The organism is Pontibacillus yanchengensis Y32 (genome assembly GCF_000770635.1).
Taxonomy (GTDB): domain Bacteria; phylum Bacillota; class Bacilli; order Bacillales; family BH030062; genus Pontibacillus; species Pontibacillus yanchengensis.
The window spans coordinates 12,080-24,410 of sequence record NZ_AVBF01000013.1 but is presented as its reverse complement, the minus strand read 5'-3'; the positions used below and the strand labels follow the sequence as shown (position 1 = coordinate 24,410).

The 12,331-nt window shown below is 39.0% G+C and carries 15 protein-coding genes; 14 read left to right on the top strand and 1 reads right to left on the bottom strand.

What is annotated here, in order from left to right:
• Window positions 1-9 precede the first annotated feature (9 nt).
• From N782_RS06525 to N782_RS06505, 5 genes are all read left to right on the top strand, one after another.
• The gene (locus tag N782_RS06525) at window positions 10-477 is read left to right on the top strand and encodes a GNAT family N-acetyltransferase (protein WP_036817775.1); all 468 of its coding nucleotides are present in this window, start codon (window positions 10-12) and stop codon (window positions 475-477) included.
• A 154-nt stretch (window positions 478-631) separates the two neighbouring features.
• A complete protein-coding gene (locus N782_RS06520) occupies window positions 632-1,165 on the top strand; it encodes a VanZ family protein (protein WP_036817636.1) in 534 nt (177 codons plus the stop codon).
• Window positions 1,166-1,205: 40 nt separating this feature from the next.
• Window positions 1,206-1,763 (top strand): DEAD/DEAH box helicase family protein, encoded by a 558-nt coding sequence (locus tag N782_RS06515; RefSeq protein ID WP_036817634.1) that lies wholly within the window; start codon window positions 1,206-1,208, stop codon window positions 1,761-1,763.
• A 145-nt stretch (window positions 1,764-1,908) separates the two neighbouring features.
• Window positions 1,909-2,442, top strand: a complete 534-nt coding sequence (locus tag N782_RS06510; RefSeq protein ID WP_036817633.1) for a DUF4269 domain-containing protein — start codon at window positions 1,909-1,911, stop codon at window positions 2,440-2,442.
• Between the two features lie 37 nt (window positions 2,443-2,479).
• Window positions 2,480-3,232, top strand: coding sequence for an AAA family ATPase (locus N782_RS06505; protein ID WP_036817631.1), 753 nt, complete (start codon window positions 2,480-2,482; stop codon window positions 3,230-3,232).
• 77 nt (window positions 3,233-3,309) lie between these two features.
• Here N782_RS06505 and N782_RS06500 read toward each other — a convergent pair whose 3' ends face one another.
• A complete protein-coding gene (locus N782_RS06500) occupies window positions 3,310-4,074 on the bottom strand; it encodes an SDR family NAD(P)-dependent oxidoreductase (protein WP_036817628.1) in 765 nt (254 codons plus the stop codon).
• Between the two features lie 159 nt (window positions 4,075-4,233).
• Here N782_RS06500 and N782_RS06495 point away from each other — a divergent pair, with 159 nt between their 5' ends.
• From N782_RS06495 to N782_RS06455, 9 genes are all read left to right on the top strand, one after another.
• The gene (locus N782_RS06495) at window positions 4,234-4,602 is read left to right on the top strand and encodes a MerR family transcriptional regulator (protein ID WP_036817626.1); all 369 of its coding nucleotides are present in this window, start codon (window positions 4,234-4,236) and stop codon (window positions 4,600-4,602) included.
• Window positions 4,603-4,837: 235 nt separating this feature from the next.
• Window positions 4,838-6,064 (top strand): acyl-CoA dehydrogenase, encoded by a 1,227-nt coding sequence (locus tag N782_RS06490; protein WP_036817624.1) that lies wholly within the window; start codon window positions 4,838-4,840, stop codon window positions 6,062-6,064.
• Window positions 6,061-6,840: an SDR family oxidoreductase gene (locus N782_RS06485; protein ID WP_036817622.1), complete on the top strand. Its 780-nt coding sequence runs from the start codon at window positions 6,061-6,063 to the stop codon at window positions 6,838-6,840. Before N782_RS06490 ends, N782_RS06485 begins: the two co-directional genes overlap by 4 nt.
• Before the next feature lie 26 nt (window positions 6,841-6,866).
• A complete protein-coding gene (locus tag N782_RS06480; RefSeq protein ID WP_036817620.1) occupies window positions 6,867-7,436 on the top strand; it encodes a TetR/AcrR family transcriptional regulator in 570 nt (189 codons plus the stop codon).
• 13 nt (window positions 7,437-7,449) lie between these two features.
• Complete coding sequence (locus tag N782_RS06475) at window positions 7,450-8,331, top strand: 3-hydroxyacyl-CoA dehydrogenase family protein (RefSeq protein ID WP_420805581.1); 882 nt, start codon at window positions 7,450-7,452, stop codon at window positions 8,329-8,331.
• A gap of 14 nt (window positions 8,332-8,345) precedes the next feature.
• On the top strand, window positions 8,346-8,741 hold the full coding sequence (locus N782_RS06470) for an acyl-CoA thioesterase (RefSeq protein ID WP_036817618.1): 396 nt from the start codon (window positions 8,346-8,348) through the stop codon (window positions 8,739-8,741).
• A gap of 17 nt (window positions 8,742-8,758) precedes the next feature.
• On the top strand, window positions 8,759-9,811 hold the full coding sequence (locus tag N782_RS06465; RefSeq protein WP_036817617.1) for a phosphotransferase family protein: 1,053 nt from the start codon (window positions 8,759-8,761) through the stop codon (window positions 9,809-9,811).
• A 1-nt stretch (window position 9,812) separates the two neighbouring features.
• Window positions 9,813-10,571 carry a 2-phosphosulfolactate phosphatase gene (locus tag N782_RS06460; protein WP_036817616.1) on the top strand — a complete coding sequence of 253 codons (759 nt, stop codon included), beginning with the start codon at window positions 9,813-9,815 and terminating at the stop codon, window positions 10,569-10,571.
• The gene (locus tag N782_RS06455) at window positions 10,546-12,318 is read left to right on the top strand and encodes an acyl-CoA dehydrogenase family protein (RefSeq protein ID WP_036817614.1); all 1,773 of its coding nucleotides are present in this window, start codon (window positions 10,546-10,548) and stop codon (window positions 12,316-12,318) included. Before N782_RS06460 ends, N782_RS06455 begins: the two co-directional genes overlap by 26 nt.
• Window positions 12,319-12,331: the final 13 nt, after the last annotated feature.

Genomic DNA, 12,331 nt, shown 5'->3' with positions numbered 1-12,331 from the left:
GGTGAAGGTATGCAAATTCGAGAAACCCGTAATAGTGACTTAATTGCCAAATTAAATAAGTCCGTTCATCATTTACATTACCAGTTATATCCTAACTTCTTTAAGCCATTTGATTATCATAAGATGAGAAAGTTTTTTGAAAATATGATGAATAAAGAAAATCATACTTTTTTATTGATGTATGATGGGGATGACCCTATTGGTTATGCATGGTTTGAGCTAAAAGATTATCCAGAGAGCATATTCAAAAAAGGTTATCGAGCTATATATGTACATCAAATTGGAATTGACGAGCACCAAAAAGGAAATGGATATGGGGCAAGTTTAATGCGAGAGATTGAAGACTACGGCAAGTCATTGGGTGTTCCCTTAATAGAATTGGATTATTGGTGTGACAATAAAGAAGCGAAACAGTTTTATGAACGGCAAGGGTATGATGTATATCGTGAAGTAGCACATAAAAGTTTAAATTATTGAAGGATCATCCTGGAGAGACAGGGTGGTCCTTTTTTATTAATAACACAGAGCTAAGTATTCTACAAAACCAAAACCCTTTTTACATCTTTACGGTCTTCTTTCGTTCTGGTATATTTTGGTTTATATTTATAACTTACATAAGAGGTGAAACGTTATGAGAATTAACTTTTTACTACCAGGGATCTTGATTACATTAGTATGGATTTTAGTGAAGCTCATTCAATTTTTTAGAAAAGGTGGAGAGATCAACTACAAAGAAGCATGTGTGGATACGTTGTTTTTTGTAAGTATTATGTTTATTATATCTAAGACAATGTTTCCCTTAGCTATTGGAAGTATGACGAGTATCTCTCCAAATATTAACCTAGTACCCTTTGCCAGCATCCAACAGCAATTATCACATTCCTATTATCTTGTACCATTACGAAATATAGGTGGCAATATCTTATTATTTATTCCATTAGGGTTCATTGTTTCATTAAAATACCGATGGTTATCATCCTTCGGGAAAGTAATTCTTTTTGGAGTAGGTGTATCACTTATAATAGAGACGATACAGATACCTCTTTATATGCGTTCCTTCGATGTTGATGACCTTTTATTAAATGGAGTGGGAACAATAATTGGGTTTGGACTACTAAAACTACTCAGAGTTGAGAAATTCTTTTACCGTACTGTATCTAACTAATAATGTACTAATCTATCTTGAGACAGCGAGGTAATATAATATGAAGTTTGTACTTATCTTTGGTCCTCAGGCAGTAGGGAAGATGTCAGTTGGACAAGAATTAGAAAAAATAACCGATCTGAAATTATTTCATAATCATATGACGATTGATTTGCTTCATACCTTTTTCGGATTTGAAGAAGAGATGTGGAGACTTTCTGATTTGTTTCGCCGAGAAATTTTTACGTCCGTAGCAAACAGTGATATGTATGGGCTAATCTTCACGTATGTTTGGGCATTCGATCAACAAGCTGATTGGGATTTTGTTCAGAATGTATGTGAGACGTTTGAGTCACGAGGTGGAACGGTGTGCTTTGTTGAATTAGAAGCGGAGCTAGATGAACGGTTAACACGAAACAAGCACCCACATCGTCTGGAACATAAACCTACGAAACGGGATATTGAACAATCAGAGTATAATTTAAAAACAACTATGCAAGAACATCGATTGAATTCTAATCAAGATGAAATTAAAAAAGACCATTATGTGAGAATAGATAATACCAATCTATCTCCGAATGAAGTAGCTAAAAAGATAAAAAATGCTTTTCAGTTATAAGATGTTCATATAATGGGAGAAAAATTTTTACTTCAAGGATGTGGAGCAGCATCGATTTGTGATTCAAGCAACCATAGAATCTTACTAACTGGTGCGATGATAGGCTTAAATGAGTTATCTTTTTACGATAGGGGATTATCTTCTTATGCAGTTTAATTCATTGAAGGCATTACAAGCCGGGAATGAGAAACAAAAGAAAGCCTATGCTGCTATTTGTAAGCTAGGAATACTAAGCGATTTGTCTGCGTTTAACCCAATTATTTGTGGGACGATTCCACTCGGGATTGATGTAGAAGATTCGGACCTTGATATTGTTTGTGAAGTTGAGGATTTTGAGCTTTTTAAACAAAAGGTTGCACATCTATATAAAAATGAGACAGGTTACAGAGCTAAGCGTATAACTGTAAAGGGGATTGATACTATTAAAGTGAACTTCTTTTGGGAAGGCTTTGAGTTTGAATTATTTGGTCAATCTGTACCCTCATCCCTCCAGCCTGCTTTTCAACATATGGTCATTGAACATTATATTATGGAGAAAGCCCCTCATATACGTGCTCAAGTGATTGATTTGAAAAACAAGGGGTACAAAACAGAGCCAGCTTTTTGTAAGGTATTAGAGCTAGAAGGGGACCCTTATGAAGCATTGCTGCAATATGGAAAGAAAGAAGGTATAGTATAGGATATAGTAGTTATCTTATTTCAGAGGTGTGAAGGAGATGAAATTAACTCAAGATACACGTTATGTGAAGACATTAAATCTTAAACATGAAAAGATTACATCGTTTCATCATTTTCCATTAAATCTTCCTGTTATTCAAAAGTTTCGCGAGGTTGTATTTCATCCAAATGTTACATATATCGTAGGTGAAAATGGGATGGGAAAATCTACACTCTTGGAAGGCATAGCGATTCTGCTAGGGTTTAACCCTGAAGGTGGGACTAGGAACTTCCATTTTTCTAATTATGATTCTCATTCAGATTTAGATCAGTATTTACGGCTTGCAAGAGGTGTCTATAAACCAAAGGATGGATTCTTTCTTCGAGCGGAAACGTACTACAACTTAGCAACAAATATTGAAGAATTGGATGCGGAACCTGGGGGAAGTAAAATTATCGATTCTTACGGTGGAAAGTCCTTGCATCAGCAATCTCATGGAGAATCCTTTTTTGCTGCATTCATGAGTCGTTTTCAAGGCAATGGTCTGTATATATTAGATGAACCAGAAGCAGCGCTTTCGCCAACTCGGCAATTATCCATGCTCTCTAGAATACATGAACTTGTTGAACAAGGCTCTCAATTTATCATTTCGACACATTCTCCTTTACTCATGGCTTATCCTAGCGCTAAGATTGTACAGCTTACTGAAGAAGGAATGAAGGATGTGCAGTTGGCAGAAACAGACCATTATCAAGTCATGAAACAATTCTTTGAGGATAAAGAACGTTTGTTTCACCATTTATTTGAGTAGGTAAAAAAGCAGACGTTAGGTCTGCTTTTTTACGTATTATATTCTCCATAATAAATCTTATCAATAACAACGTGTGTTTAGTCGTTTGTACTACGAGCCACGTATGGATAAATAGGGTCTCTAAGCTCAAATTCATACGTATTGCCATCAACAATACCTACTATTTTGTCACTGTCGTAAAGGTCTAACATAAATTGAGCCATTTCCTTAGAAGTATGATACTGTGGAATCGCTTCATCGTAATTAAATTCATTTACATCTAGAGCATGTTTGGCAAACTCAGATTCGGTTGCTGCTGGAGCCAATACTTTTGCTTGCATCTTTGCTCCTTGCCCTTGTAATTCCTGTGCAAGCCCTTCTGTAAAAGCACTAACGAAAAATTTAGTGGCACAATAGGTAACAGCATTAGCCACAATGGTATATCCTCCACCTGAGGAGACATTGATCAATTGAGTGCCTTCCTTTTGGGAGTAATCGCGTGCATAAAGGGATGATAGGATCGTTAGTGCTTCATTATTTAAACGAAGCATCGTCTCGATTTTATTTAAATCATGTTCAGAAACAGCATCAAAGTTACCGAACCCAGCGTTGTTCACCCAGGTTTCGATGTCGTATGCTTTTAGGTTTTCATATAATTCATACACATTTTCATTCTTAGCCAAATCCACTGATTGAATGACAACATCGAGCTCCGCATTCATACTGTGAATTTCTGTTTTCAATGCTTCTAGTTTGTCCTCTCTTCTTGCTACAATAATAACGTTTTTACCGCGGGAGGCGAATGCTAGGGCTGTTTCGTATCCTATTCCTGAACTTGCTCCAGTAATGACCGTGTACTTCATGACAATTCCTCCAAATGATTTATAGTATGTTACGCTTAAATCATAAAGGTTAAAGTTTACTTTAAGGCAACTTTTTTGTTCTTAACTATGTAATTCGATATGTTAACTGACTAAAATGCTAGTCGAAACTAATAGTACAAGACTAGGGGGGGAGATAAGATGTATAGTATCAGTGAAGTAGCTGAACAACTGGATATAAAGCCACACACATTACGGTATTATGAAAGAGAAGGAATTATCGAACCGGACCGGAACAAAAATGGAAATCGCTATTTTACGGAAGCTCATGTCAATTGGCTTACCTTTGTAAAAAAACTTCGTGAAACGCAAATGCCCATTACTCAAATCAAAGAATATGCGAACTTATATTTAGAAGGAGAACATACTTCCTTACAACGTCTTCAGTTATTAGAGGACCATCAACGTTCTATTCAAGAACAGATTCACAATCTGAAAACGACAGATGAAATGCTGGAACGGAAAATTTCTTTATATAAAGAGCATTTGCGCACAAAGGAGCCAAATTGATTTTAGCTCACATGACGTGCATGATAGATTCTTAGAAATTAATCTCATTAAGCTTCAAACATGGAAATGGTGACCTAAGACTAAAACGAGTATTCCTGTTATCTTGGAATACTCGTTTTTTTATACAGAATTTGAATATAGTCATAAGGTAAATACTTGAATTTTCAGAATAATAAACGTACAATAAACCTAACATACTAACTGGTTAGTATGTGATTGAAAAAGGGGGAACCTTATGCATTTCGATTACTCCGATAAAGTCAATGCCTACATAGACCAAATTCGAGCTTTTATGAATGAATACGTATATCCAAATGAGAGTGTTTATGAACAACAGTTGCAGGAGCAAGAGTCACGTTTCTCAGACGTCCCTCCGATTATAGAAGAGTTGAAAACGAAAGCGAAAGCGGAAGGACAATGGAATTTATTCCTACCCAATAGTACTTATGGTGCAGGGTTAACGAATTTAGAATATGCTCCTCTTTGTGAAGAGATGGGACGAAGTTTGATTGGTCCAGAAGTATTCAACTGTAATGCACCAGATACAGGAAATATGGAAGTACTGGAACGCTATGGAACGGAAGAGCAAAAGAAGCAATGGCTTGAACCACTTTTAGAAGGAGATATTCGTTCTTGCTTTTCGATGACAGAGCCGGATGTTGCTTCGTCTGATGCGACCAATATTGAGGCGCGGATTGAACGTGATGGGGATGAGTATATTCTTAATGGTCGTAAATGGTGGTCATCAGGGGCAGGAGACCCTAGATGCAAGGTGGCTATTTTCATGGGAAAGACAGATCCAGAAGCCCCTCGTCATAAACAACAATCTATGATTCTAGTACCACTTGATACACCTGGAGTTAGTATCAACCGAATGTTGCCTGTTTATGGGTATGACCATGCTCCTCATGGTCATGCAGAAATTGATTTTGAGAACGTCCGTGTACCAGCAGACAATATTATTTTGGGAGAGGGAAGAGGATTTGAAATTGCTCAAGGGCGACTTGGCCCCGGCAGGATACATCATTGCATGAGGTTGATTGGTGCTGCAGAGAGAGCACTTGATGATTTATGTAAGCGTGTACAGAATCGAGTGGCCTTTCACCAGCCGTTAGCAGAACAAGGAGTGGTGAGGGAGTGGATTGCTGATTCCCGTATTGAAATAGAGCAAGCAAGGCTATTAACACTTAAAGCTGCCTACATGATGGACACAGTCGGAAATAAGCAGGCAAAATCAGAAATTGCCATGATCAAAGTCGTAGCACCAAATATTGCTTTAAACGTCATCGACCGTGCTATTCAAGCTCATGGTGCGGCGGGTGTTAGTGAGGATTTTACATTAGCAGCCCAATGGGCCAACTCAAGAACGCTGCGGTTAGCGGATGGTCCTGATGAGGTTCATAGGCGACAAGTGGCCAAGTTAGAATTAGCGAAACACCAAAAGGAGGAAATACCAAAATGAGCGTGAAACAGTTATTCGATTTAACTGGAAAAACAGCTATTGTAACTGGTGGGGGAAGAGGACTCGGTGAACAAATTTCAGAAGGGTTTGCGGAAGCAGGAGCAAATCTTGTCTTATGTTCCAGGAAGAAAGATGCCTGTGAGGCAGTAGCGTTGCGACTAAAAGAAGAGTATAAGATCGAAACGTTAGCTTTAGAATGCGATGTAACCAATCCTGAAGACATAAACCAAGTGGTAACGAAAGCGAAAGAGATGTTTGGGTCCATTGATATACTAGTCAATAATAGCGGTGCCACATGGGGAGCTCCTTCTTTAGAAATGCCCCTAGAAGCATGGCAAAAAGTGATGAACGTTAATACGACAGGTACGTTTTTAATGGCACAAGCTGTAGGGAAGGAAATGGTTGAACAAAAATCAGGTAAGATTATCAATATTTCTTCCGTAGCTGGTTTAGGTGGTGTAGATCCACGCTTCATGGATACGGTTGGTTACAATGCCAGTAAGGGTGCACTCATTACGCTAACAAAAGATTTAGCGGTGAAATGGGGGCCATATGGTGTGAACGTGAACGCTATTGCACCAGGTTTTTTCCCAACCAAAATGTCTAAAGGTGTTCTGGAGCAAGGAGGAGATTATATTCTAGACAGAACGCCATTAAATCGATTTGGAAGTGAAGAAGATCTAAAAGGAGCAGCCTTATTCTTGGCATCGAAAGCTTCGGATTATGTTACAGGAGATATACTCACGGTGGATGGTGGCATGCACGCACACGCTTAATACAACAAACGAGAGGGATTTTCGCCATGAGAGAAAAAATCATCAATACAAGCATTTCACTTTTTGGAGAACGAGGATTTCGAGAAACATCCATACAAGATATCACGAACGCATTAGGGGTGACGAAAGGAACTTATTACTATTATTTCACAAATAAAGTAGACGTGCTGATGCATATTCATTTGAGATTTATCGATGGCTTATTAGAGCAGCAGGAAACAATCCTGAATAATACAACAACATCCAATCAGGAAAAGCTTTATGACATCGTCGGTATGATCATTCGTAATATAAAATCCGGTGCTCAAAGTGCTCGGGTGTTTTTTCGAGAGATGCGGCATTTAAGTGATGAGCATTTAGCCAAAGTCTTACCAAAACGCGACCAGTTTCAACGGAATGTTCAAGACGTTATCGAACAAGGGATGGAAACAGGGGAATTTCGTAAAGATTTAAGGACAGATATGCTTTCATTTGCTGTTCTAGGCGTAGCCAATTGGAGTTACTTTTGGTATGAGCCTGATGGGGAAGTCACGGAGGAAGAGTTAACGGACATTTATATGACGATGATATTTGAAGGAATCAAAATGGAAAAATAGGAGGAGTAACCTGGTGAGTACTATACGAAATGTAGCTGTTGTTGGAGCTGGGAGTATGGGGCATCAAATTGCAATGCTAAGTGCTTTGGGAGGGTATCAAACGTACCTTCAAGATATCAATGAAGCCTCGTTAGAGAAGGCTAAAGAAACACTAGAAGGAATTATGACCAAGTGGGTGACAAAAGGAAAAATTTCCGAGGAAGACAAGGATGCAGCTTTTAGTCGTTTATCCTTCACACCTAGCTTGGAAGAGGCGGGGAATCAAGCTGATTTTGTCATTGAAGCGGTTGTGGAGAAGCTTGCCGTGAAACGAGAAGTGTTTGCAAAACTTGATGAGATTACGCCTAGTCATGCCATTTTAGCTACCAATAGCTCAACGATTGTAAGTTCATTGATTGCAGATGTGACAAACCGTCCAGAAAAAATATGTAACATGCATTTCTTCTTTCCACCACTTGTAATGGACTGTATTGAGGTTGTAAAAGGCGATCATACCTCAGAAGAAACTGCGTCGATTGTGATGGAAGTAAGCGAGCAAATGAATCGTACTGCTGTTCAATTGAATAAGGAGATATCTGGCTTTATAGCGAATCGATTATTATTTGCTCTTCAAAGAGAAGCAATTAGTTTATATGAGAATGGTTACGCTGATTTTGAAGATATCGACGTAATAACAAAGAAAGCATTAGGGCATCCGCTAGGGCCGTTTGAGCTAATGGACTTATCAGGCATTGATGTTTGTTGTTATGTTATGCAACAGCATTATGAAGAAACTGGGAACGTGGAAGATAAGCCTTCTACAACCATGTTGGAAAAAATGGAAGCAGGAGAACTTGGGCGTAAGACAGGAAAAGGATTTTTTCAGTATGATGAATCTGGAAAAATACATTCATAGTAAGGAGATAGTGTATGCATAAGCATGAAGTGGTAGTTCGTTTTTGTGAAACGGATATGTTAGGTCATGTAAATAATAAAAACTACTTTGTCTATTTGGAAGATGCGCGGATTCAGTTCTTTTATGATGCTGCCGTGATTGGCGAGAAGTGGAATTACGTGTTGGCTTCTACAAAATGTGACTTTGTGAGTCAGGCATTTTTCCATCAAACCCTTATGATTGAAAGCATGATCTCCCGTATTGGAAATAGTAGTTTCCAATTAGACCAGAATATCTTGGATAAAGACACAGGAAACCTCATTGCTAAAGGGGAGTCCACCATTGTTTGCTTTAATTTTGATAAGCAAGCAAGTGAGGCATTATCGGATGAAGTTCGTGCCAATCTAGAACACTATTTAGTGAATGTGTAGAGGAGTGATGATAAGAAATGCAGGACACTATACCTGTGAGACAAGGGGAAGAAGTTGATAGAAACTTGCTTGAGAAGTATATAAAAGAACAGTTACCATTTCTTGATTCCTCGCCACTCGAGGTACGTCAGTTTGGAGCTGGGCATTCTAATTTGACCTATGAGCTTAAGATAGGTAATTGGGAAGGGGTACTAAGAAGACCACCATTAGGGCCAGTAGCACCTAAAGCGCATGATATGGAACGAGAACATCGTATTTTGAAAGCGCTTCATGATAAGTTCGATGTTGCACCTAAACCTATATTACTTGGAGATGATTCCATTCTAGGTGCACCATTTTTCATTATGGAACGTCGACACGGCGTTGTCCTGGATACGGAATGGCCGGAAAATGTAAAAGATAAAGTTTCATTAGGAAAGTCGGTTTCTGAAACGATGGTTGATCAGCTAGTGAAGCTCCACTCTATTGATTATAGTGGTACGGCTCTTGAGGAAATGGGCAAACCAGATGGATTTATGGAACGTCAGGTAAACGGCTGGATTAAACGGTTCGACCGAGCACTAACAGATGACGTGAAGAGTGGAGATAGAGTGAAACAATGGCTAGTGAAGCATATTCCCAGCTCAACAGATGCAACGGTTATCCATTACGACTATAAATTAAACAATGCGATGTTTGCAGAAGATGATTATTCCAAAATGGTTGGTTTATTTGATTGGGAGATGACAACGATAGGGGACCCAATGGCAGATCTCGCGGTTGCTATGACTTATTGGATAGAAGCTGATGATCCTGAAGAGTTAAAACAGGGACTTGGCAAGCCACCTTTAACGGTAGAGGATGGATTTTATTCCCGTGAGGAGTTTATACAACGATATGCCACGAAATCTGGACGAGATGTTCAACATATGGACTTCTATTTAACCTTTGCCTACTTTAAGTTAGCTGGGATTGTTCAGCAAATCTACTATCGCTATAAAAATGGACAAACGAATGATCAACGGTTTGCTCATATGAACCATTTCGTCAACCATTTGCTAGATGCTGCTGAGCAGACTGCGAGGATCTAGTGTGAGTAAAATCCAAGTTGTATTCAAAAAAGAAGATATAGAGCCAACCAAGTGGACGAATCATTCGGTTGCTGTCATTTTCGATGTGCTTTTAGCCACTTCTACGATTACATCTGTTTTAGCAAATGGAGCAAAGGATGTTGTCCCTGTAGTGAATGAAGCAGAGGCAAAAAGAAAAGCTGAAGATCAAGTTGACGCTGCCTATCTACTATCAGGTGAGTATAATGGTGTAACAATTCCAGACTTTCATCATCCCAATCCTCTATGGCTACAAAAACACGTGTACAATCAACGTCTCATTCTCTCCACCACGAATGGAACGGTTGCTATTAAAAAATCAGAGCAAGCTTCTTCTATTTATATGGCATCCTTACTTAATCTTCAAGCAGTGGCGGAATGGCTCACTAAGAATCACAGTCATCACACCATTACGTTAGTTTGTGCAGGCTCTGGAGGTTCCTTTTGTTTAGAAGACTTTTACGGTGCTGGTGCACTGGTGAGTAAATTGGTAGGTAAAGGTACGTGGGAAATGTCTGATTCAGCAAAGGCCGCAAGGTTATTCTATGAACAGTACCTAGATTCACCGTTTTCCTTGTTTCAACAATCAAAGGTAGGCGAAATGCTGCTGAACTATGGTTTAGAAGAGGACTTACATTATGTTGCTAGAGAGAATGTGTATGAGACCGTTCCACTCTACTCTTCTAGAGAAGGACTAATTAAGGAGGTTAACAGCTATGCATCCAGTGGACAGGAAGATTAGTGGTGCACAGTTTCTATTATCCGGTGTGGAGATAGAAGATGTATTTACACCAGAGGATCTTTCCGATGAACATCGAATGATTCAAAACACAGCACTTCAGTTTATCGAAAAAGAAGTGCATGCAAAAAGAGACCAAATTGAAAATCAGGATTTTGAATTAGTAGCTTCCTTAATGCGGGAAGCAGGAAGTATTGGTTTACTTGGTCATAGTATTCCAGAACGTTATGGAGGTCTAGGACTAGATAAAGTAAGTAAAGGGATCGTTGGAGAAGCACTAGGTAGTGGAAGTGGCTATTCTGTTGCCCATAGTAATCATACTTGTATTGCTACGCTACCTATTACGTATTTTGGGACAAAGGAGCAAAAAGAAAAGTATCTTCCTAAGCTTGCCTCTGGTGAATATCTCGGAGCTTATTGCCTTACAGAGCCGGAAGCTGGGTCTGATGCTTTATCTGCTAAAACGACAGCAGTATTAAATGAAGAAGGCACGCACTATCTATTAAACGGCACGAAGCTTTATATTACAAATGCTAGTTTTGCTGACACGTTTATTGTTTATGCAAAGGTTGATGGAGAGCATTTTTCCTCTTTCATAGTAGAGAAGGATTTTCCAGGACTAACTATCGGACCAGAGGAACAAAAGATGGGGATTAAAGGGTCATCTACCTGTTCTGTCATCATGGAAGATTGTAAGGTTCCTAGAGAAAATCTTCTAGGTGAAGTCGGGAAAGGGCATCTTATTGCACTTAATGTGTTGAATCTTGGGCGATTTAACTTAGGATTTGCGACTACTGGGGCTGCCAAAGAAGTGATGAATCTTACCTTAAGGCAAATTACAGAACGTAATCAGTTTGGAAGGAGTATAGCAGATTTTCCAGCATGTAAGGAAAAGGTAGCGGTCATGGCTAGCAAGTTATTTGCTGCTGAATCTGTAATGTATAGAACGGCAGGATTGGTTGAATCAGCTCTAGAAGATATGTACGACGCTGAAGATCACAAACAAGTTGCCAAAGCAATGAATGAACACTCACTCGAATCTGCTATTTGTAAAGTGATTGGTTCCGAGACGTTAGATGAACTCGTTGATGAAGGCGTTCAACTACATGGTGGAGCAGGGTTTATAAAGGAATATCCAATCGAGCAAGCTTATCGAGATGCTAGAATCAATCGTATTTTTGAGGGGACCAATGAGATCAATCGCTTATTAATTCCTGGAGCCTTTTTCAAGAAGGTAGCCAAAGAGAACGTAGATATACAGGCGATTATAGAAGAAGCTCAGCATGGCTTACAACATGATGAGCCACTTGAAGGTGCAACCTCGTTGGATCAACTTAATCATGCTGTGAAAACATTTCGTCGCATGTTCCTAGTGTGTGCAGGAGCGGCCTATGAAACGTTTGGAGAGCATATCAAAGAAGAACAAGAAACACTTATGAAACTTGCTGATATAGCAATCTCTTTATATGCTGCTGAGTCAGTTGTCGGTAGAGCCCAAAAGGCGATGGATAATCGTAATTCAAAAGTGGACTTGAAAGTAAATTTAGCTACAACCTTTGTAGAAGAGTGCATGTGGACAGTCGATCGTTGTGCCAAGCAGCTTGGTTCTAGTTTATTAAAAGGAAATATTCGTTCGCAATTTTTAACGATGGTATCCAATCAACTTACATCATTTATAACGGAAAATCGTATCGAACGAAATCGTTGGATAGCTGAACAAATGAATGAATCAGCCAAATTTATACGTTAGGGAGGAAATAAAA